This is a genomic window from Paenibacillus sp. FSL H3-0302 (assembly GCF_037982245.1).
Lineage (GTDB): Bacteria > Bacillota > Bacilli > Paenibacillales > Paenibacillaceae > Paenibacillus_AQ > Paenibacillus_AQ odorifer.
Map to the genome: position 1 here is coordinate 3,335,192 of NZ_CP150284.1, position 21,799 is coordinate 3,356,990.

The following is a 21,799-nucleotide window of genomic DNA, read 5'->3' on the forward strand; positions in this document are numbered from 1 at the left end:
ATGGGAGTGCTGTTGATACAGCTTTATGATGGATACAGGTAAACCAAATACCTTTTTATACTAATAAGGGGGATTATCCAGATGAAAAAATGGGTTAGTCTGATCCTATCCACGGCGCTTGTCTCAAGTCTCGTCGCAGGATGCGGAAGCAATGAAACATCGGACGGTAACGTCGATGCAGCAGGCGAATCAAAACCGCTTAAATTTAGTATTTCGTTAAACACAAGCGGAAACGCTTACACGGAAAGTTCTAAAGACATTAACACCGATAAGTGGGTCAAGGAGTTAGAGAAACGGGCGAATGTCGATTTAGACATTAAGTTAATTCCTTTGAAGGACTTTGATTCCAAAATGGCTGTTATGTTTGCCGGCGGTGATATCCCGGATGTGGTTCAAAATGTCGGAGGGGCTACGGATAAATCGATGGCTGGGTCGGTTCAGGCTGGTGTTTTTATGCCGCTGGATGATCTGCTGAAGGAGAATGCGCCCAACCTGATGAAGGTTGTCCCGCAGGAAGCATGGGATGAAGTCAGCTACGATGGAAAAATATATGGCATTCCGACTTGGCTCAGCAATCCGTCTCGACGTGCCACTTTTATCCGAACTGATTTATTGGAGAAAACAGGCCTTCCGGTACCTGTGACGATTGAGGATTTCTTGAATGTGCTACGCGCTTTTAAGAAACTCGGTGTGAGCGCTCCTTATCAGATGCGTGAGAACTTCAAGTATGCTGATATCGCATTTGGTGCATATGACGCGCTTGGCTATCAGTTTACAGAGGATAATGGAGAGATCGTACCCAAATTTTATAATTCCGAGAATATGGAAAAAGCACTGAACGTATACAAGACGATGTATGACGAAGGCCTCATTCAGAAGGATTTTGCGACAATTCAAACGGCACAGTATGGTGAAAATATTGCTGCAGGCAATGCAGGGATCTGGACAGCTAATGCGCAGAATCTTCTGGATTTCCGGACCCAGATCGCCGCATCCAATCCGGAAGCGAAAGTGGATATTATCTCGTCGCCAACCGGTGACAATGGACAAAAAGGATACGGTTTGTATAGTTCGGTCAATACCTCACTGTATATCAACAATAAAGTCAGTAAAGAAAAGGCTGCCCGGATTATCCAAATGTTTGAATGGATGCAGACCCCGGAAGCCAGTAATTTCTATAGCTTTGGGATTGAAGGCGAGAATTACACGGTAAAAGACGGAAAAGTTGATTATAAGCTGCCAGAGAACAAGGCTGCCCAAGATGAAGAGAAATTCCGCACACAGCTGCGCTGGGTAGGGGACGGAACAATCAACCGCGAACGAACTGAGCTGCTTACGGGTGGTAAAGATGTTTTGAAAGCATTGGATGAAACTCTGAGTAAAGAAGGCTTAGGGGGCATCGGATTTGTACCTGATCTGGAGTCTTTCAGCAAGTTCCCTGATCTTGCCTCCAAACGTCCCGATCAGGCACCAAAACTGATCATAGACCATATGGTCAAAATGATTTATGGCAAAGAACCGATTAGCGATTTCCCAAAAGTCATCGAGGAATATAAGCAAAAGGGCGGCGAAGAAATCTTAAAAGAAGCAACAGAACGCTACAAAAATAATGAGGGAATCCTTAATCAGCAAAGCCGGAAATAGATAGATTCTCAGGAAGCCTCTTCATTCGAAGGGCTTCCTGCCAGTTAGGAGGGAGAACAATGAGTCAAACTGCTCTGTGTGATGAAATCATGCGTCTGCCTGTAATCGATACACATACCCATCTCGTCGGCGATAAGCTAAACGCGGCTGACTTCTGGGAAATAGCCGATTATTTCTGGTTGAACCAAGAGCTTCAGTCAGCAGGATATCCGGCGGATGCGGACCAACTTTCGAAAGAGATGCGGACTGACTCTTTTGTTAGAGCTTACCACGCTTCCCGTAATACGATGATGAATCGTGCTTTTACAGCAATCATGAAAGATTTGTACGGTATCTCCATCACTGATTCAGAGTCGGTGTTCAAAGCGGATATAACGGTTAAACAGAAAAGTAACGATCCCGGCTGGGCGCAAAACGTAGCTGACCGTCTGCATGTGCAGCGGTTTATTGTAAACCGTCCGGAGCATGCCAACTTTGCACACATGAGAGAAAACGCTCTACTGATTCCTCGAATTGACTCCTGGCTGCCTGAGCTGGCAAAGGATATTACAGATGCCTCTGATCCCAGCCGGGAAGCGGCTTATACTCAAGCGGAAAAGTTTATTAGCGAGCAGTTGCACTCATATCAGACGATGGGCTGTCCGGGAATCATGACTACGTTGCCAGCCTTTGAAGCCAATGCTCATGATGTTTACAATCTTAGCAGCGTAACTGAACCGGATGAAATCATGATGCTGCTCCTTCATCATATCTGTTCGGAACTGCAAGTAAGAGGAATGTTCTTGCAGCTGTTTCTCGGCGTCGAACGGAGATGGTGTAATACATCGGCTGCGCCAGTTAACGATCCGCTACGGATTGTTAAACTGTATGGTTTGTTTGAACGGTATTCCATTCCGTTTGAGCTGGTGGTGGCTTCAGAATTAAATAACCTGGATATTGTGCAGGCTGCATGGAATTTCCCTAACGTTCATGTAGGTGGGATGTGGTGGTATAACTTCAGACCCAGTACTTATTTGCAGAGCATGCAGTATCGGTTGGAGGCACTCGCCCCGCTCAAGTGTTCGCTCATTGTCTCGGATGCGCGCTGTATCGAATGGACATATGGCAAGCTGCTGATCGTTAAAAAAATACTTGCGCGCTTTTTGGAAAGTCAAATAGCGGAAGGCTGGATCAGCCGGGAGGAGGCGCTGAATATTGCGGCGGAATGGCTACATGGCAGTGCTGCTAAACGTTATGGACTAACAGATGTAAAGCAATAAGCCGTGGAGGGAGAAAATGACTTTTTCATTGATGGACCGAATGTTGCCTGCTCCTTTGAACGGAGGGTTCCGCATGGAGGATTGGTGGGTGTGGTGCGGATCAGCTGTGCGTGGCGAGGATGGGCGTTTTCATTTATTTGCATCCCGTTGGCCGAAGTGGCTGCCGATGCATCCGGGATGGTTACTCCGCTCAGAAATTGTCCGCGCATCTGCCGATAACGCGGAAGGACCTTATACGTACGAAGAAACCGTACTACCCGCAAGGGGAGCGGAATACTGGGACGGACGAAGCACCCATAATCCGCATATCCTTCGTTATGGTGATAAGTATCTGTTGTATTATATGGGTTCAACTCATCCATTCGCTGAGCCGCAGCCTAATGAAACAGTGGAACTTGACGACTATCGGGTGATTGCCGCTCGTGCCAACAAACGTGTTGGCTTAGCTATAGCCGACAGTGTATTCGGACCATGGATAAGGATGGACGCACCTATTCTGCCTACACGTCCGGGCAGGTTTGACAGCTTTCTCACATCCAATCCGGCTCCTTGTATCCGCGAAGATGGCTCCTTGCTATTGGTATATAAAGCCCGCAAATACGAGGGCAATTCCTATGGACAGATGACGCTTGGCATTGCCGGTTCATCTAAGGACGAAGGGCCATATAAAGTAATTAACAACGCACCGCTGTTTCCACCAGAGCGGTCTCATATTGAAGATCCATTTATCTGGCGGACCACGGACGGGTACCAAATGATCGCCAAGGATATGGATGGCCGGATATGTGGAGAAAAGCACGGTGGGATATTTGCATCATCTACGAAAGGAACCGACTGGCAGCTGGCTGATTCAACGCAATCGTATTCCCGGCGGGTACTCTGGGAGGACGGCACAGAGCAGTGGATGGGCAGCTTTGAACGTCCGTTCCTATTATTTCAAGAAGGGGTCCCTACCCATTTATTCGCTGCAGTAGCAGATGGACCGGGAGGGTTTCGAAATGCGAAGCACACTTGGAATATGGTAATTCCAATACGGACAACGCTTTAAGAAATTAAATTTCATAAATATTATCAGTGTTTACAGGAGGAACTAAAATGAGTGAAGTTATACCAACTCAACAAACTCGCGGACTGGTAATTTCGGAGTCTACTCTGGAATGGGCGGATGGCGCTTGGCAACAAATTGTAAATAAAGTGGAAAAGACTAGTAAGCGAATTGGTGTTAGTTTTCCGCATGCTTCCGTGAGCGGAGTATACGACAACATGCGTCCATCGTGGTGGACAGCAGGGTTCTGGCCGGGTATTTTGTGGCAGATTGCCGCAGAAGGTAATCATCCGGCGCTGCAAGAAATCGCCGAGCAAATTGAAGAGAAATTGGATGAACCTCTTTATGCCCTTACCGTACATCATGATGCTGGTTTTATATGGACACTCTCAGCTTTGGCCAATTACCGAGTGACTGGTAATGAACGCTCCAAGCAGCGCGGGTTGATGGCTGCTGCTCAACTGGCCAGCCGCTTTAACCTGAAAGGGTCATTTATCAGAGCCTGGCATGACACGGAGAAGATAAACCGGGCGGGATGGTCCATCATTGATACTGTAATGAATCTGCCCTTACTATACTGGGCATCGGAAGTTACAGAGGATCCGCGTTTCCGGCATATCGCCGCTGCGCATGCGGAAACGGTAGTTGAGCATTTTTTACGTCCGGATGGATCAAGTTATCATATTCTGGAGTTCAACCCGGAATCAGGCGAAAAAATCGGCGCTATGGCCGGCCAAGGTTATGCGGAAGAATCCGCTTGGGCACGGGGCAGCGCATGGATGATTTACGGTCTTACTTTGTCTTTTCACTATACCGGAGAGAATAAGTTTCTAACGGGAGCTAAAAGAGCTGCGCACTTCTTCTTAGCTAATCTTCCGGAGGATCATGTACCTCACTGGGATTTCAGGGCACCTGATGCAGGCGAAAAGCCGCGTGATACCTCTGCTGGTGCATGTGCGGCATGTGGCTTGATTGAGCTGGCAAAGATCGTACCACAGGCGGAAGCCTCTTTTTACCTGCGAGCCGCAGAACAAATCGTTCGCTCACTTTATGAGAATTATGGGACTTGGGACATTCCGGAAGAGGAGGGTTTGATTCTTTCTGGAACATCCAATCTTCCAGGGGGTGTGCACATTGATACGCCACTGATCTATGGCGATTATTTCTTCGTCGAGGCTGTATCTAAACTCCGCGGAGCCGTTCTTCAGTTATGGTAAGGAACGGAAAAACAACAGAAAACCTTCTCGATGATCCGTATAGTATACAGTCGGTCGAAACTCCGATAGATAATGAGCAGGCTCGGCGTATGGAATGGTGGCAGGAAGCCAGGCTCGGCTTGTTTATTCACTGGGGCCCTTATGCCCTGCCTGCGGGTGAATGGAAGGGAAAAGAAATACAAGCTTCTTACAGTGAGCATATTATGCTACGCGCGAAGATCCCAGTGGCTGAATATGAGGAAATGGCCGCAGCGTTCAATCCATCAGCTTTTGATGCAATGAAGTGGGTACGGACTGCCAAGCGTGCTGGCCTAAAATATATCATCTTTACAGCTAAACATCACGACGGCTTCGCGATGTATGACTCAAGTGTATCCGAATATTCGATCGTCAAGCACACCTCATTGGGCCGTGATCCCCTTCGGGAACTAATGGAGGCATGTCGTGCGGAAAAAATGGTACTCGGAATTTACTACTCTCATGCGATGGATTGGCATGATCCAGACTCTCAAGGGAATACCTGGGATTATCCACTGAATATCGGCGCTTACGATGACGTTCAAACGTGGATAAATGATACCGATAAACGAACCCGCTTTGAACGATATTTGCACAGCAAATCAATCCCTCAAGTCCGTGAGCTGCTGACGGACTACGGCAAAGTTGGTTTAATGTGGTTTGATTGCGGAGGCAAACTGACCCGTGAGCAAGGAGAAGCGTTTTTGGCGGCGGTTCATGCAATTCAGCCAGAATGTTTGGTCAATAGCAGAGTATGGAAAGCACCACTTGGAGATTATTCAAATACATCTGATAATCAACTTACGACTCGTAACCTTGGTAAGTACTGGGAGAATATTATTACGTTAAACGACTCATGGGGGTATAAGAGATCCGATCACCATTGGAAATCCCCTGTAACTATCATCCGCCAGATCATCGATGTTGTAAGTAAAAATGGAAATCTGGTAATCAATATCGGCCCAACAGCAACAGGGGAATGGGATTCGGTATCCGAATCCATTTTGCTTGATGTAGGAGATTGGTTAAATACCAATGGGGATAGCATTTACGGTGCTGGAGAATCGCCCACAGCCAAACCGTCATGGGGCAGATGCACTCTGAAAGGAAACACATTATATCTGCATGTTTTCGATCTTAAGAAGAGAAATAAGCTAATCGTCCCCGGTCTGAAGACCGCTGTTCAAAAGGTATTTGCTTTAGATGGAGGGGAGGAGCTGATTTTCACAAAGCTATCTGAGCAGGATCTGGAAGTCGAACTCCCCAGCTTACCGAACTTTGCCGAAAATTCTAACAACTTGCCGCTGGTCATCGCAATTGTCTGTGCAGAACCTGTAGAAGGTAATCCAGTCCGATTATTGGACTTTGGAGAAGATACCTTACAAGAATTAGGGGTATTTGAAAGTGAGATCGTTGGTCCAACCCTCCGTTACGATACAGGAAAAAAAGACCATGATAATCTGTTGGACTGGAAGGATAGAGAGGATACCGCAATTTGGCATGTCCGGACATTAGGTCCGGTAAGATTTCAGGTTAGTATCGAATATCGCAGCGAAGAAGGAGAGAATGGTGGTGGCGGAGACTACCTCATCAAGGCAGCGGATCAAATTTTACAAGCTAAAGTTCATTCTACTGATGGGGTTAGTAATTTTCAAAGCTTTCAAGTAGGTGAGCTGTATTTCCCCACGGCAGGAGAATATACGATTCAATTGCAGGCAGAGCGTATTACAGGGGGTTATTTGATCCAGCCTAGATGTTTAAAACTACTGCAACTATGAGATTTTTATATTGAAAAATGCAAAAGAACTCAAATCACTTGGGTTCTTTTTTTTTGTTGATTTAAGGAATGTTGTTGACATATTGCCCTCGGGTAAATATATTGTATATAAGAATAAAAGTTTACCTAGGGAAACAAATTGGATCATAGGAATCATTGTTTCTATTGGGAAATAAATTAACAGGATGAACAGAACAGTGCTACATATGAACTTAACAGAGATAAGGAGTTTTTTTATGATTGAAATCAGAAACCTAAACGTAGATTATTTCGGTAATTCTGCACTAGAAAATGTAAATATTGATATCCCCTTTGGGTATACAATCGGAATTATCGGACCAAATGGTGCGGGGAAATCTACATTCATCAAGTCATTGTTAGAGGTGATAAAGAAGAGAACAGGATCAGTTATGGTGGAGGGAAAAGATGTTTCTGAGTACAAACGGAAGATCGCATATGTGCCGCAAAAGAATGACATTGATCTTTCTTTTCCAATCACGGTAAGGGATACAGTGCTGACTGGAACTTACCCTAATTTGCGAATCTTCCAGCGTCCCGGAAAAACAGAGCGGCAAAGAGTCGAGGAATGTATGGCGATGGTGGATATAAGTGATCTTGCGAATAAACAAATCAGCAATCTGTCCGGGGGACAACTCCAAAGAGTTTTTATCGCCAGGGCACTTGCACAACAAGCAAATGTATTTTTTTTAGATGAACCTTTTGTAGGCATAGATTTAGTCAGTGAGAAAATCATTGTAAAGCTGCTAAAACAACTTCGCGAAGAAGGAAAAACCATACTCATCGTTCATCACGATTTGCATGAGGTCGAAGAATATTTTGACAAAGTCATCATTCTCAATAAGAAATTAATTGCTTTTGGTGACGTTAAAGACACCTTTACGCCAGAGAATATCCTCAGCGCCTATGGTGCCTCCTTAGGTAATCTGGTGATCAAAGGGATGGGGGCGACAGATCATGATTGATTATTTCTCAGGAGTATTAAACATTCCGATATATGCACTTAACGCGGGATTATCTGCTATCATTCTTGGAATTGTATCAGGGGTTTTAGGAAGCTTTATTGTACTTAGAAAGATGTCATTAATGGGAGATGCGTTATCACATGCGGTGTTACCCGGGGTGGCGTTATCTTATATCTTAGGCATCAACATTCTTCTTGGAGCTTCACTATTTGGACTATTAGCAGCGGTTCTCATTCAATTTATTACAAGTCGCAGCAATATTAAAAGTGACACCTCTATCGGCATTATTCTCAGCTCATTTTTTGCGCTAGGTATCGTCCTAATTACTTTTGCCAAAAGCGGGCTTGATCTAACTCACATTCTGTTTGGTAATATTCTGGCCGTCCCACAGTCGGAGTTAATGCAGTCCTTTATTATTATGATTGTTGTTATTGCCATCATTTCATTGCTGTATAAAGAGCTTTTAATGAGTTCGTTTGATCCGGTTGTTTCCAAAGCCTATGGGTTAAAAACAGGGTTCTATCATTATTTATTGATGATGCTCCTATCTGTGGTTACCGTATCTTCGTTATCTCAAGTAGGAATTGTGCTTGTGATTGCAATGCTGGTTATTCCGGCTGCTACATCCTATCTCTGGACGAATAAGCTGTTCCACATGATTATCCTGGCTTCTACAATCGGCGCTGTATCAGGGATTATAGGTGTAATTGTAAGCTTTAAATTCAATTTACCTACAAGTGCCACGATTGTTCTGGTCGGCGTAAGCATGTTCGGAATTTCATTTATAATCTCACCCAAAAATAATTTTTTCAGGAAAGGGTTGAAACAAGGATGAAGACCATAAAAATACTCTCTTTGACAATGTTTATCGTACTTCTTACCGCATGCTCAAAGATTAGTGAAGGAGATGCAGACCATGATAAGCTGCAGATTGTTGCAACGTACTCCATTATCGCTGATATGACCGAAAACATTGTAGGGGAGAAAGCTGAAGTTTACAGTATGGTACCCATCGGAACAGATCCGCATATGTACGATCCATTACCCAAGGATACAAGTAAGGTTTCTAGCGCAGATTTAGTGTTTTATAACGGTTTGAACCTAGAAACAGGTAAGGGGTGGTTTCAAGATCTTCTAGATGTGACTAATAAAAAGGATGTTGCTTTTGCAGTCTCAGATGAAGTATCTCCAATGTACCTAACAGAAAAAGGAAAAGAAACACAGGTAGATCCTCATGCCTGGCTGGATATTCAGAATTCAATAAAATATGTAGATATCATCACAAAACGTGTAATCGAAAAAGATCCCGACAACAAAGAATTTTATCTTAATAATCAATCGGAATATGTTAAGAAACTGAATGAATTGGATCAATATGCAAAAGAAGCGGTCGAAAAAATTCCACAAGAGAAACGTATCCTTGTTACCAGCGAAGGAGCATTCAAATATTTTTCCAAAGCTTACGGATTTGAATCAGCTTTTATCTGGGAGATCAATACGGATAGTCAAGGAACGCCTGAACAAATGAAAAACATAATTAAGATCATTGATGAAAATCAAGTGCCTGCATTATTTCTGGAAACTAGCGTAAATCCAAAAACAATGGAAACTATCGCAAATGAAACGGGAGTACCGATACACTCTAAGATTTTCACCGATTCTTTAGCTAAGAAAGGCGAAGAGGGCGACACATACATTAAGATGATCAAATGGAATATTGATAAAGTTATAGAAGGTTTATCTCAATCCTAAATGCCGGCTCCAAGCCTATATTAACCGACCTAAGATTCAGTTTTTTAGCTGATGATTATGTCGGTTTTTTATTGAATAAAATCTACATTCGAGCCTCGAAATATTACGTTTACGCCATGGGATAACCTGCTACAGGAAATATCTTCTTGTCTACTTTTCAAAAAAATCTTGGTAAGGTAGAGGCTAACACTTAATAAGAGGTGAAGAGTTGTCATGATTAAGAAACACTGTTTGTTCTGTGATGAGATTGTTTCCATTGAACCAGAAGGCGATAACGATAGATATATAGGCTGTTCTTGTTCACCAGGCGGGTTTTATAGTCTACGTAGAGACAGCTACGAACCCATTAATTCGCTCCCGCATCAAAAGAAACGCGACATGCTTCATGTAGTATCTGCTTACATACGTGAGCTGACTGATTGTGATGAAAAGATCACTATATCTGCTGATGATTTAGAGTCCATTGTAAATTCACCCAAAATACCTGTGAGCATTGAAGATAAAGGAAACCGTCTACTGCAATATTTATATAGACATTCTGAAGGCCCGGGGGAAGCGGTTGTCATTCAACCCCTCTCTAGCAGCTATAACTTGACGTATTCTCCCAATCTGCAAGAGCTGGTATACATCATAGACAAGTTGATAAGTGATCAGCTTCTGATCAGGGAAGGCATGACCTTTAAGCTTACTGAAACCGGCTGGAATGAAGCTGCGGAAAGCGCTGGAGGTAAAAAACTAAAACCTTGTCTCGTGCTCGTGTCGGATGAAGAAAATTTGTCTACAACATGGCTGGAGAAGTTATTGCCCAAAATAGAACAGTGTGGTTTCCTGCCGCGCTTATTAACACATACGAAAACTCAAAACGGCGAAAAATACGAGTTGGATCAAATCGCAGAAAGCAAACTGATTATCGCAGATTTAACGGGGCAATCCCCAGAGGTGTATTTTTCAGCGGGATATGCACTTGGTTTAAACATACCCGTATTATGGACCGTAAACAGTATTGAGGCGGATAAACTTTTTGTACAGCTTAAGGATATTCGTCCTATTGTGTGGGATTCAGCAGAAGAGCTAGCAATTATACTGCAGCAGAAGTTGAGTTAACCCGCAAATTTCTTGCCATGACTCGTCAAACGAAGCTGAAATTTAAACAGGTGTCTTCTTAAATGAGGACGCCTGTTTCTTATGTTACTGTAAGAACACTATCAAATTTTCTTAGGAAGTGATATTGTAACCGATATAAAAAAATGAGCAAATGTATGTAAATGTATGCTTCAGTTAATATTAGCTCATATTCATACTCTGGATAAGAAAGAGGGATACAATTGTTTTCAAAACGGCAAAAAGAAATACTTTTATACTTAATTAATTCTAATCAACCTGTCACAGCTGCATGGATTGCTAAAGAACTGAATGTTAGCGATCGAACGATCCGTAATGATTTGAAAGAGTTACAAAATATATCCGCCATAGTAGGACTAAAAATAGAGTTAATTCGTGGGAAGGGCTTCGTTGTAAGAGTCTTCGATAAAGATATATTTTCCCAAAAATTAAATGAGTTAACTAATGATAAAATCAATCCTTCTACAGTAGACTTTTCTGAACAAGATAATAGGGTTCTTTATTTGTTGAGTCGGTTTTTATTAGAAAATAAGTATATCAAGTTGGCCACTATTGAAGATGAGATGTTTGTATCTAAATCGACAATCCAAAACGATCTAAAAGAAGTGCGTAAGATACTGGAAAAATACAACCTGAATTTAGTTAATCGGCCTCATTATGGCCTGTTTATAGAGGGCGATGAATTTAAGAAACGAATATGTTTGTCTAATTTTTTATACAAAAGAGAAGAAAACTCCGATCCAACTTTCGATAACTTTACTTTGTTTGACAAAGAGGTATACACGAAAATCAAAGAAATAATCATCGGCAAAGTAAATAAATACAAAATTGAGATTTCAGATATTTCCTTGGAAAACCTCGCTATTCACTTAATAATAGCTTGTAAACGTATCGAAGAGGGATTTTTAATCGAACAACCGTCGGTAAATCTTATGGAAGAGTATCCTTTTGAAAAAATTGTTGCCCATGAAATTGTTAAAGACATAGAAGATTTCACGGATCTGCTCTTTTCCGATTCAGAGATTAATTATATTATCATCCATTTGGTTGGAACAAAATTGCTGCCGAAAGAAAATCTAACGGAGTACAGTAAGTTCGATGAAGTGGACTCCATTGTCAGCTGTATTTTGAAAAGTTTACAAACTGAGTTGAATTGGGATTTTGGCCATGACCATGAATTTATTCAAGCCCTGACCCTTCACATTAGGCCTGCGATGAATAGATTAAGATACAACATGAATTTTAGAAATCCTCTGTTAAATGATATTAAGACGAGTTTTCCAGCCGCATTCGAAGGAGCACTTATTGCGAGTAAATGTATTAACTACTATTTGGATTCAGAAGTTGGAGAACATGAGGTTGCTTACATTGCCTTGCACATTGGGGTTGCTTTAGAAAGAATGAAAAATAAAAACAAAAAAATAAAACGAGTTATTCTTGTATGTGCGTCTGGTGTTGGAAGTGCCAAATTACTTTATTACCGATTGATCAATTCATTTGAGAATCTATTGCAGATTGTAGACACAATTAGTTTTTACAAATTAGCAGAAACGGACCTATCCTCGATTGATTTTATTATCAGTACAGTTCCGATCAATGAAGATATAGGTATTCCCGTCTATGTTGTAAATACCTTTCTAGAAGCTAAAGACCTCAAAAGAATCAAGGACGTCTTACTGTCTTCAGAACAGGTGGCAGAAACTCATTCTTACCTTGACGCATCTAGAGTATTCGTGAAAAAAGAATTTACCACAAAGGAAAGTGTGATTCATTTTTTAAGCAATGAGCTAACAAAACAAGGACTTGTACCAGAGCATTATGAATCCTTAGTAGTTGAAAGAGAGTCCTATGCACCCACTAGTTTTGGAAATCTTGTCGCTGTTCCACATCCTTCACTTCCTGTTACCTCGGAAACCTTTTGGACAATCTGTACGTTAAAACGTCCTATTCGTTGGAATGATAAGCAAATGGTGCAATTAATTTGTTTATTAAACATTAAAGAAGGAAACAATGTCGACCTAGATAAAATGTATAAAAAGCTAGGATCATTGATAGAGGATAAAGAGATTGTTGTGCAGATCCTTGCTAAGGACTCTGTGGAAGAAATTATACAATTACTAAACTAGAGTGAGTGAGAAATTAGGTACTGCCTTACTATTTGCAATGTAACCGTTTCCTGTTGATTTGGAAAAAGGTAAGCTTAAAAAGAAAGCGATTTAAGTTTACACTAAAGGTGTTCAATAAATGATAATTTTAGGGGGAAGTCAATATGAATACAATTATGTTAGTGTGTTCAGCAGGAATGAGTACAAGCCTTTTAGTAACAAAAATGCAGAAGGTTGTTGAAGAAAAAGGGTTGGATGTCGATGTTTTTGCTAAATCAGCATCTGAAATTGATATTACTTTGCAAGAGAAAAAGGTTGATGTCTTATTGTTAGGACCTCAGGTGAAATATATGAAAAAGCAATTAGAAACAAGATTAGCAGATAAAAACATTCCTATAGAAGCTATTGATATGTTGAATTACGGAATGATGAACGGTGAAAAAGTACTTGAACAAGCCATGCAATTAATTGAAAGTAAATAGAGATAAGAGAGGAGTAGAGAGAAATGGTAGATGAAGTGAAAGAGGAATACTATACTGTGGCTTTTAACATTATCAGTAATGTAGGCGCAGCTAAAAGCTTAGTAATGGAGGCGCTTTACGCAGCCAAAGAGGGAGAATTTAAAGAGGCACAAGAAAAATTAGAAGAATCAAAGCAATTTTTTAGAGAAGGTCATAAAATGCATAAATCATTAATCAAAAGAGAAGCAAATGGCGAACAGCTTCAATTCTCACTGATCCTTATGCATGCTGAAGACCAACTAATGAGTGTAGAGACCATTTCTTTACTTGTTACGGAAATCATTGAACTTTATAAGCTTTCAAAATAGGATCAAAAAGAAGTGGCATCGCAATAAGAAAATACTTCTTCGGGAGCGTGCAAGAAACTATGGATAAAATAACGAAATTTTTAGAAGATAAGGTAATGCCAGTTGCAGGTAAAATCTCTGGTCAGCGGCATTTACAAGCGCTTCGCGATGCAATGGTTTTAACTATCCCGTTTATTATTATCGGTTCCATTTTTTTAATCTTAGCAAACCTGCCAATTCCAGCCTATTTAGAATTCTTGGTCGCCCATCCAAATATCAAAACAGCTTTACTATATCCGTACAATGGTACATTTAACCTTGTCGCATTAGTTGCAACATTTGCCGTGGGATATAGACTAGCAGAGAGCTATAAAGTGGATCCGCTTTCTTCAGGGGCTGTGGCATTATGTTCATATTTTGTGGTCACTCCATCAACTTCTTTCACAGTAGATGATGTTGTTACAAAAGCAATGAACGTGAATTATTTTTCGAGTCAAGGTTTATTTGTAGGATTGTTAACCGCAATCTTCGCAACAGAAATATATCGCAGAATCGTACAAAAAAATATAGTTATTAAAATGCCGGATGGTGTGCCGCCAACAGTTGCTAAATCCTTTACAGCGATTATTCCTGGTTTCTTTGTTATCGTGAGTGTCTGGGGAGTTCGCCTACTTGTTGAGAACTTTACTGGTTTTGATAACGTGCATACCATTGTTGCCAAGCTTCTTCAACAACCATTAACCACTGTTGGAACAAGCTTAGCGGGAACAATTGTTGTGTTCTTGTTAATCAACTTATTATGGGCAATCGGATTACATGGTTCCACCATTGTAGGTTCTGTCATGTTGCCTATCTGGTTGCAATTGACCTCAGAAAATGCTGCAGCCTACGCAGCGGGTTCACCCGTCCATAATATTGTTACAGCAGAGTTCAGATATCTTATCTTTATCGGTGGATCTGGTGCAACTCTAGGACTAACGATTGCTATGTTATTCTTTGCGAAGAGCAAACAGCTGAAACAAATGGGTCGACTGACGATTGGACCAGGACTATTTAATATCAATGAGCCGTTAATCTTTGGGATGCCTATCGTATTAAACCCAATGATGTTAATCCCATTTCTTATAACACCGATTGTTACTGTTTTGATAACCTATCTCTCCATGGATTTTGGATTAGTAGCGTTGCCAATAGGTGTACTGCCTCCGGGAACAATGCCATTAATTATCGGCGGATATTTGATGACAGGTAGTATCTCGGGAATGATCTTACAAATTGTACTGTTTGCAGTAGCGTTTATTATTTACTATCCGTTCTTTAGAATAATGGATAATCAAAAATATAAAGAAGAACAAGATGCCCTTATCCAACAGGTTTAATCCGTAGCATATGTTTTATTTAACAACAAGGAGGGTTTACACATGTTTGAATTGAAAACGACATTTCCAGAAAACTTTTTATGGGGAGGAGCAGCAGCTGCCAATCAACTAGAAGGAGCAAGTAATGTTGGCGGTAAAGGGCTTTCTCTAGCAGATGTATATATTTTTGACGAAAACACCCCTAAAAAAAACTGGTCTGACCAGTGGCACCTCATGACTCATAAACAAATAGAAGAAGCACAAGATCCCGCAAGTGAAAAGTATTATCCCAAAAGACATGGGGTGGATTTTTATCACCACTATAAAGAAGATATTGCTTTATTGGCCGAAATGGGTTTTAAAGCCTTCCGTATGTCCATTGCTTGGACTCGTATTTTTCCAAATGGGGATGAATTAATCCCTAATGAAGAAGGTCTTGCATTTTATGATCGTGTGTTTGATGAATTGAACAAATATGGAATTGAGCCTATTGTTACTTTATCCCATTATGAAATGCCACTTCATCTAACAACTAAGTATGGAGGTTGGGTGAACCGGAAAGTTATAGATTTCTTTGTTCGCTATGCAACCACTGTAGCTGAAAGATACAAGCATAAAGTGAAATATTGGATGACTTTTAATGAAATTAACTGTGTAGTACACCACCAATATGTAAGTTTAGGGGTTATCGAAGAAAATCACCCGAATATTGAACAAGCAATGTTTCAAGGAGCGCATCATCAATTTGTCGCAAGTGCACTTGCAACCAAAGCGTGTAAAGAAAGTAATCCTCAAGCAATGGTTGGATGTATGGTTAGTTATCAACTTCTTGTTCCTTATAGTTGTGATCCTGACGACGTTCAAGCCACAGTTGATAAACAACGTACCTCTTTATTCTTTACTGATGTACAAGCGAGAGGTTACTATCCGGCTTATACCGCTCGAATGTTTGCAGAAAAAAATATAGTTCTGAAAACAGAGCCCGAGGATGAACAAATCATGAAAGACTATCCAGTGGATTATGTATCCTTTAGCTACTATATGTCTGGTGCAGTCAGTGCACATCCAGAAAAGATAGAAGGCGCAGAAGGGAATTTGCTTACAGGCGGAGTGAAAAATCCTTATTTACCATCGAGTGATTGGGGTTGGCAGATTGATCCTAAGGGTTTACGAACTGCAATAAACCAATTGTATGACCTCTATCAAAAGCCGGTACTTGTTGCAGAGAATGGCCTAGGTGCCTTAGACGTATTACAAGAAGGCGATGTTATAGAGGATGATTACCGAATTGATTATTTAAAAGAACATATTAAGCAAATAAAAGAAGCCATTGCAGATGGTGTAGATGTAATGGGCTACACAAGCTGGGGTTGCATAGATATGGTGAGTGCAGGAACAAATCAAATGTCCAAACGTTATGGTTACATTTATGTGGACCAAGATGATATGGGCAGAGGTACAAAACGTCGTATAAAGAAAAAATCATTTTATTGGTACAAAAATGTTATCGCTACTAATGGAGAACAATTAGATTAATTATTAAATCGTAAAACGAAATGATTTATCTGGAGGCATTATCAAAAGCAGTCCTAAGCTGGACTTGCTTTTGGTAATGCTTTTTTTACTGAATTGTTGACATGTGACCATTTGGTGTCTTATAATCAATTAGACACCAAATGGTGTCCTATTAGGTAATAATGATGGATACTAGGTGACATTACAGGAAATATTACGGAAAAGGTGGGGGTGGTTGTGAGCGACAATAGTCAAGTGAGGGATGTTTATGACGCTGTTGCGGATCCAACAAGACGAAAACTTCTTCAAATTCTGGCTGATGTTGATGAATTACCTCTGTATGAGATAACGATTCATTTTGAAATGGGTCGTACAGCCGTTTCGAAGCATTTAAATATACTTAAAGATGCTGGTCTCGTAATTGCTCGGAAGGTTGGCAGAGAGACGAGGTATCGGTTGAATGCCAATCCTTTGAAAGAAATTCAAGATTGGGTATCTTTTTATGAAGGATTCTGGAAACAAAGAATTGATAAATTAAAACTTATATTGGAGGAATAACTATGAAACCAGATGTATCATTAGATTTTCAATTTACAAGTTCGATCGAGAAGGTATGGAATGCTTTAACGGATTCGGATACGCTTGCGAAATGGATCTGGAGTAATGATTTTAAACCCGTCGTTGGTCATAAATTTCAATTCCGTGCTGAGCCAAATGAATGGTGGGATGGAATTGTAGATAGCGAAGTACTCGTCGTGGATGAGCCGCATACGTTATCTTATACTTGGAATAGTGCGGGAGAAAGTACTACTGTTACTTGGACTGTGAGTCAAGATTCAGAGGGGAAGGTTAACCTCCATCTAGATCAATCAGGATTTAGTGAGGAGACGAAAGCCCGCCAAGGAGCTATCGAAGGTGCTAAATATGCTTGGACAAATATGGGTGGTCAGCTCGAAAAGGCATTAGCAGAATTGTAATTTCAAGAATAGGGCGCTTTTCTGGAATAAGGAAAGTGCCCTTTTTAATGGAATAAATCATGGCAATACTAGATGAAGAGAATGGAGATGAGATGAGCTTACTATGAAAATAAATCAATTAATTGCGAACAATATTAACAGATTAGAAACGGTACTGCCAGTTGATGAGTCGTTAGGAATTGCTGGTTTGTCTGGATCTGGTAAAACAACTTTTTGTCAAACGATTGGGGAAGAATCAAAAAAACGTCTCGTTTCCTTACTGCCAAAAGCTGAATACCAGTATTTATTCCCCAATATTATGGAGACTAATTTCAGTGCGATCAAAATGGAAGCAATGCCACTTGTTCTTTTTCTTGGTAGATCATCCATATCTTCAAATCCTCGGTCAACCATTGGCACACATACAGGTGTGTTTACTGAAATCCGTGTCACTCTTGCTGAACAATATAATCTCTCTCCAGAGGTTTTTTCATTTAATAATGAGTTGGGTTGGTGTCCTGATTGTAAGGGTCGTGGAACTACAAAAAATGTCGAGTGTAAAAAGTGTCAGGGGAAACGCTATAATCAAGCAGCTGAACAATATAAAATTGAATTATTGGATCAAGCAAAGAGTATTTCTGATCTAAACGACTTAAGTATAGAGACCATTTTATCACAGGCAGATATTCTAAAAATAAGTGAAGGTAAACAACAAATTCTGAAAAATATAATCAATATGAATATTGGTTATTTAACATTAAATCGTATTATGGGTACATTATCAGGCGGAGAATTAACACGACTTTACCTGGCAGAATTCATGGCAACAAGTGAAAATACCGTGATTATCATTGATGAAATCTCCGTGGGTCTCGATCACCAAACGCTATTGAAGATTTTAGCGGAGATTAAACAATTGGGATATAAAAATCAAATTTGGCTCATTGACCATTCTGACACGGTGCTGGACACAGCGGATAAACACTTGTTCTTTGGACCTGGCAGTGGCAAATACGGCGGGAAAATAGTTGAGGAATCACCACGTCCTGAGCCCATCAATAGAGAACTAAATCAGGCAGCACCTGCAGAATATTATCAATTTCATGATCTTTATTGTCGTAATATTCAAATGGCCGAGATTCAGATTCCCCAGAATAGACTGGTAACTTTTACAGGTGAGTCCGGGTGTGGTAAATCTACACTGGTTAATGAGTGTATGGTCAAAGATTTTCTAAAGCGTTATTCCAAAGATAAGCTGGTGATCGTAGGGCAAGATCGAAATCAGTCGATTACCAGTCGCTCGACCGTTGCCACTTTTCTTGATATTAAAAGGAAACTCACAAAGTACAGTGAGGATATTGATGATATTTTTGAGCGCTCGATTGAAGATATTATTGTTGAACTGCCAAATGAGGACATTGCTCATAAAAGACTAAGCTTATTGATCAAGCTTGGACTTGGTTATTTGACGTTGGAGCGAAAAACACAGTCCTTATCCACGGGTGAATTTCAATGTGTCCATTTAGTTTCTGAGCTGTTTGCGGGCTCAAGAAATCCACATACACTTTTTATTTTTGACGAGCCTTCCAAAGGTTTATCACAAAATATTTTAAATCAATTCATTGACAGCATTAGGGACATTCTGCAGGATGAATCTGTCTCCATAATCATGATTGAACATAATTCCTATATGTTAGAGAACTCTGATTTTATCGTTGATTTTGGCAAAAGACAGCTTGCACCTGTGGAGCATCTTGATGTTCTCAGTCATGATGATTATTATCGTCAACAAAATCCTGCTGATAGTGTGGCACCTGCGCACATTTCTTCAACACTCCAGCTACAAAATGGAATTGACTATTTAAAAGAAGGTCAGATCTCCTATTTTAAAAATGCAGAGAACATCTATAAAGGTGGCATCTTAAAAAGCTTATCCTCCATGGCCCGCCTGATTTATGGTGAATATGAATCGGATACGATTGCGCCTGTCATCGCCATTGATCTGGAACGACACTTGTATAGTCAGTTTACTTTCCTTTATGAAATGGGTGGCTTGATCAACCATATTGTGGCAGCGCATCCCACTAATAAAGATACAAAAAGCTTTGATTTCTATCAATCAGACAATCATTGTCCAAGCTGTAAGGGCCGCCGTGTGATTGAAGAATTTGACTTTGATATTGTTCTTCAGGACAAGAACGTACCCTTTTGGGACGGTTCATTACATCCAGATGCGATGGAGATTCTGAAATTCTATCAATTACCAAAAATAAAATTCATCTTTGATGAGTTAAAGAATGAGCTCGGACAGGATATTAGCAAAAGTTATAATGAGATGACAGAAGCTGAAAAACACACCTTTTTATACGGGTATTGGGAAAAGTCCTTCTATGATAAAGCAGCTAAAGCCTCGAGAACTTGGGATGGCTTTAATACCATTATCGGGAACTATATGGTTATCTCGAAATCGATTATTAAAGAGCATATTAAAGCATCCAAAAAAATGATTACCTGTCCAATTTGTCAAGGAACGGTATTAAATCATCATAAAAAGCTTAAATACGGCGACACTGATATTCGTGAGATTATCGGGATGCCCCTTGATCAAGTTATTAGCACTGTTGGCGAATTACAGGTACTAGAAAAAATGAAAGCCATCGTGGGCGGCGATATGGTTTTGACAGAAGAGGTCTCTCTATTACCTAGGGAAACACAAGTCGCTCTAAAAATGCTTGAACTAGAGTTAGGAAGTTTTGCGCAATATGAAATGGTGTTACAAAATGCCATGCCATTCTGGGACAGCATTAGCGGCAGTATCGAAACCATCAGCAGGAAAAACCGGATTACGATCTGTGATTTTGCCAATATCCACGAAACAAGAGAAAATATCATAGATAAGTATTTCACTAATGGAAAATATAAAAAGCTGACTTATGTCTATGAAGCGTTTGGTTACAAAAAAATCGTCACCTTAATTAATAAGGTTAAAGCAAGCCATCCCTGTCCATTCTGTAAAGGGAAAAAAGTTATTTCGGAAGATGGACTTCATGATGGCGTATATAAATTAACGATTCCCTGTGTGAGTTGTTATGCCAGTGGAATCAATGATGAAGGGCGTAAGGAAGTCGTTGAAGGTATAGATGTTCAAACTTGGCTAACGGGTAAAGTAAGTGACGTTATTTCTGAAAGCTTAAATATTGAAGCTGTTGCTGATATTCCAATTTTCAATCGTATTCGTGAGTTGAATAAACAAGAGATGATGGCAGTTTACCAATTTCTTGAGCAATAAAGTTTAGTTTTCTCAAAAAGACGATATAGAAAAGAAACGCATCGAGTCTATAGACTCGATGCGTTTTTTTATAATTGATTATAAAGCTCATCATCAACAGGTTCTAACCATTCTGTTTCTCCGGGTGAAATGGCTAAGTGGACAAACCAACTGTCTTTTGTAGCACCATGCCAATGTTTTACGTTCGCTGGAATATTCACAACATCCCCGCTTTGGAGGAATTGAGCTGGTTTGCCTTTTTCTTGATACCAACCCTCACCACCGGTAACTAATAATACTTGTCCGATTTTATGGAAGTGCCAGTTATTGCGAGCTCCCGGGGCAAAGGTTACGTTCCCAATAGGCGCATTCAAAGGTGTCGCATCAGTATAAATCATCTGCAAGTATGCATCGCCTATAAAATTAGCTTCAACCTTTTGTCCGAGTGGAAAGATAGTACTGTTGCTTAGTTGCTCATTAGCCATAATAAAAAAACCTCTTTCGTTTAATTTTTATAAATTTCTTTGGCAATATTAAATGCCGACCAAGCTTTAGGCCACCCTATATAAAACGAAAGGTGCGTGATGATTTCCGCTACTTCATCTTTTGTGACTCCGTTTGCCTTTGCTTTATGCAGATGTGGAGTTAATTGTTCAAAGTTTCCTCCTGATATTAATGCTGAAACTGTAATCATGCTGCGGTCACGTGCAGATAATTCTTTCTCTCTTGACCACACTTCACCGAATAAGATATCATCGTTCAGTTCAGCAAATTTCGGAGCGAATTCTCCTAACAAGTCTCGTCCTGCTGTTTGTTTTTCAGCCATATAAGAACATCCCTTTCATCGATGATTAACTGCTTCAAAATGAAGTATAGACCTTAAAGTACACTTTAAGGCAAGCCATAAAAATGGATTCATACTCCGACATTTGGTTTTTTATTAATTTAAGTATATCCTTTGAATAGAAACAA

The 21,799-nt window shown here is 40.5% G+C and carries 19 protein-coding genes; 17 read left to right on the top strand and 2 right to left on the bottom strand.

Annotated features, from left to right (window positions below; genetic code table 11):
• Nucleotides 1-81: 81 nt before the first annotated feature.
• The 17 genes from MHH50_RS14840 to MHH50_RS14920 all read left to right on the top strand — a co-directional run bounded on the left by MHH50_RS14840 (nt 82) and on the right by MHH50_RS14920 (nt 20,848).
• Nucleotides 82-1,644, top strand: a complete 1,563-nt coding sequence (locus MHH50_RS14840) for an extracellular solute-binding protein (protein ID WP_076309414.1) — start codon at nt 82-84, stop codon at nt 1,642-1,644.
• A gap of 59 nt (nt 1,645-1,703) precedes the next feature.
• On the top strand, nt 1,704-2,903 hold the full coding sequence (locus MHH50_RS14845; RefSeq protein WP_076309415.1) for a glucuronate isomerase: 1,200 nt from the start codon (nt 1,704-1,706) through the stop codon (nt 2,901-2,903).
• A gap of 16 nt (nt 2,904-2,919) precedes the next feature.
• Complete coding sequence (locus tag MHH50_RS14850) at nt 2,920-3,951, top strand: glycoside hydrolase family protein (protein ID WP_340034538.1); 1,032 nt, start codon at nt 2,920-2,922, stop codon at nt 3,949-3,951.
• Between the two features lie 47 nt (nt 3,952-3,998).
• Complete coding sequence (locus MHH50_RS14855) at nt 3,999-5,165, top strand: glycoside hydrolase family 88 protein (protein WP_076190378.1); 1,167 nt, start codon at nt 3,999-4,001, stop codon at nt 5,163-5,165.
• Nucleotides 5,159-6,961 (top strand): alpha-L-fucosidase, encoded by a 1,803-nt coding sequence (locus MHH50_RS14860; RefSeq protein WP_340034540.1) that lies wholly within the window; start codon nt 5,159-5,161, stop codon nt 6,959-6,961. The genes MHH50_RS14855 and MHH50_RS14860 overlap by 7 nt, the downstream gene beginning before the upstream one ends.
• Nucleotides 6,962-7,199: 238 nt before the next feature.
• Nucleotides 7,200-7,943: a metal ABC transporter ATP-binding protein gene (locus tag MHH50_RS14865; RefSeq protein ID WP_303047199.1), complete on the top strand. Its 744-nt coding sequence runs from the start codon at nt 7,200-7,202 to the stop codon at nt 7,941-7,943.
• Nucleotides 7,936-8,778, top strand: a complete 843-nt coding sequence (locus tag MHH50_RS14870) for a metal ABC transporter permease (protein ID WP_036677866.1) — start codon at nt 7,936-7,938, stop codon at nt 8,776-8,778. The genes MHH50_RS14865 and MHH50_RS14870 overlap by 8 nt, the downstream gene beginning before the upstream one ends.
• Nucleotides 8,775-9,695 (top strand): metal ABC transporter substrate-binding protein, encoded by a 921-nt coding sequence (locus tag MHH50_RS14875; protein ID WP_036677864.1) that lies wholly within the window; start codon nt 8,775-8,777, stop codon nt 9,693-9,695. Before MHH50_RS14870 ends, MHH50_RS14875 begins: the two co-directional genes overlap by 4 nt.
• Before the next feature lie 213 nt (nt 9,696-9,908).
• Entirely contained in the window at nt 9,909-10,799 is an 891-nt protein-coding gene (locus MHH50_RS14880; protein WP_036677862.1) for a hypothetical protein, read from the top strand.
• A 221-nt stretch (nt 10,800-11,020) separates the two neighbouring features.
• Nucleotides 11,021-12,943 carry a BglG family transcription antiterminator gene (locus MHH50_RS14885; protein ID WP_254847602.1) on the top strand — a complete coding sequence of 641 codons (1,923 nt, stop codon included), beginning with the start codon at nt 11,021-11,023 and terminating at the stop codon, nt 12,941-12,943.
• A 143-nt stretch (nt 12,944-13,086) separates the two neighbouring features.
• Complete coding sequence (locus MHH50_RS14890; RefSeq protein ID WP_340034541.1) at nt 13,087-13,404, top strand: PTS sugar transporter subunit IIB; 318 nt, start codon at nt 13,087-13,089, stop codon at nt 13,402-13,404.
• Nucleotides 13,405-13,427: 23 nt separating this feature from the next.
• Nucleotides 13,428-13,751, top strand: coding sequence for a PTS lactose/cellobiose transporter subunit IIA (locus MHH50_RS14895; RefSeq protein ID WP_051490993.1), 324 nt, complete (start codon nt 13,428-13,430; stop codon nt 13,749-13,751).
• 59 nt (nt 13,752-13,810) lie between these two features.
• The gene (celB, locus tag MHH50_RS14900) at nt 13,811-15,109 is read left to right on the top strand and encodes a PTS cellobiose transporter subunit IIC (protein ID WP_340034542.1); all 1,299 of its coding nucleotides are present in this window, start codon (nt 13,811-13,813) and stop codon (nt 15,107-15,109) included.
• Between the two features lie 42 nt (nt 15,110-15,151).
• Nucleotides 15,152-16,624, top strand: a complete 1,473-nt coding sequence (gene ascB, locus MHH50_RS14905) for a 6-phospho-beta-glucosidase (protein ID WP_076278465.1) — start codon at nt 15,152-15,154, stop codon at nt 16,622-16,624.
• A 216-nt stretch (nt 16,625-16,840) separates the two neighbouring features.
• Complete coding sequence (locus MHH50_RS14910; protein ID WP_038571021.1) at nt 16,841-17,161, top strand: metalloregulator ArsR/SmtB family transcription factor; 321 nt, start codon at nt 16,841-16,843, stop codon at nt 17,159-17,161.
• A 2-nt stretch (nt 17,162-17,163) separates the two neighbouring features.
• Nucleotides 17,164-17,580 (top strand): SRPBCC domain-containing protein, encoded by a 417-nt coding sequence (locus MHH50_RS14915; RefSeq protein WP_076184590.1) that lies wholly within the window; start codon nt 17,164-17,166, stop codon nt 17,578-17,580.
• Nucleotides 17,581-17,683: 103 nt separating this feature from the next.
• Nucleotides 17,684-20,848 carry an ATP-binding cassette domain-containing protein gene (locus MHH50_RS14920; RefSeq protein ID WP_340034543.1) on the top strand — a complete coding sequence of 1,055 codons (3,165 nt, stop codon included), beginning with the start codon at nt 17,684-17,686 and terminating at the stop codon, nt 20,846-20,848.
• A gap of 68 nt (nt 20,849-20,916) precedes the next feature.
• Here the strand turns inward: MHH50_RS14920 and MHH50_RS14925 are convergent, their stop codons facing one another.
• Both MHH50_RS14925 and MHH50_RS14930 read right to left on the bottom strand, forming a co-directional pair.
• On the bottom strand, nt 20,917-21,312 hold the full coding sequence (locus MHH50_RS14925) for a cupin domain-containing protein (RefSeq protein WP_076184592.1): 396 nt from the start codon (nt 21,310-21,312) through the stop codon (nt 20,917-20,919).
• Between the two features lie 20 nt (nt 21,313-21,332).
• A complete protein-coding gene (locus MHH50_RS14930) occupies nt 21,333-21,653 on the bottom strand; it encodes a carboxymuconolactone decarboxylase family protein (RefSeq protein WP_076125630.1) in 321 nt (106 codons plus the stop codon).
• Nucleotides 21,654-21,799: the final 146 nt, after the last annotated feature.

Bases quoted from the DNA above. Each gene is read 5' to 3' on its own strand.
- MHH50_RS14860 (WP_340034540.1), top strand. From the start codon at position 5,159: ATGGTAAGGAACGGAAAAACAACAGAAAACCTTCTCGATGATCCGTAT.
- MHH50_RS14870 (WP_036677866.1), top strand. From the start codon at position 7,936: ATGATTGATTATTTCTCAGGAGTATTAAACATTCCGATATATGCACTT.
- MHH50_RS14895 (WP_051490993.1), top strand. From the start codon at position 13,428: ATGGTAGATGAAGTGAAAGAGGAATACTATACTGTGGCTTTTAACATT.
- celB (WP_340034542.1), top strand. From the start codon at position 13,811: ATGGATAAAATAACGAAATTTTTAGAAGATAAGGTAATGCCAGTTGCA.
- MHH50_RS14930 (WP_076125630.1), bottom strand. From the start codon at position 21,653: ATGGCTGAAAAACAAACAGCAGGACGAGACTTGTTAGGAGAATTCGCT.
- MHH50_RS14845 (WP_076309415.1), top strand. From the start codon at position 1,704: ATGAGTCAAACTGCTCTGTGTGATGAAATCATGCGTCTGCCTGTAATC.
- MHH50_RS14875 (WP_036677864.1), top strand. From the start codon at position 8,775: ATGAAGACCATAAAAATACTCTCTTTGACAATGTTTATCGTACTTCTT.
- MHH50_RS14915 (WP_076184590.1), top strand. From the start codon at position 17,164: ATGAAACCAGATGTATCATTAGATTTTCAATTTACAAGTTCGATCGAG.
- MHH50_RS14855 (WP_076190378.1), top strand. From the start codon at position 3,999: ATGAGTGAAGTTATACCAACTCAACAAACTCGCGGACTGGTAATTTCG.
- MHH50_RS14840 (WP_076309414.1), top strand. From the start codon at position 82: ATGAAAAAATGGGTTAGTCTGATCCTATCCACGGCGCTTGTCTCAAGT.
- MHH50_RS14850 (WP_340034538.1), top strand. From the start codon at position 2,920: ATGACTTTTTCATTGATGGACCGAATGTTGCCTGCTCCTTTGAACGGA.
- MHH50_RS14890 (WP_340034541.1), top strand. From the start codon at position 13,087: ATGAATACAATTATGTTAGTGTGTTCAGCAGGAATGAGTACAAGCCTT.
- MHH50_RS14925 (WP_076184592.1), bottom strand. From the start codon at position 21,312: ATGGCTAATGAGCAACTAAGCAACAGTACTATCTTTCCACTCGGACAA.
- MHH50_RS14880 (WP_036677862.1), top strand. From the start codon at position 9,909: ATGATTAAGAAACACTGTTTGTTCTGTGATGAGATTGTTTCCATTGAA.
- MHH50_RS14920 (WP_340034543.1), top strand. From the start codon at position 17,684: ATGAAAATAAATCAATTAATTGCGAACAATATTAACAGATTAGAAACG.
- ascB (WP_076278465.1), top strand. From the start codon at position 15,152: ATGTTTGAATTGAAAACGACATTTCCAGAAAACTTTTTATGGGGAGGA.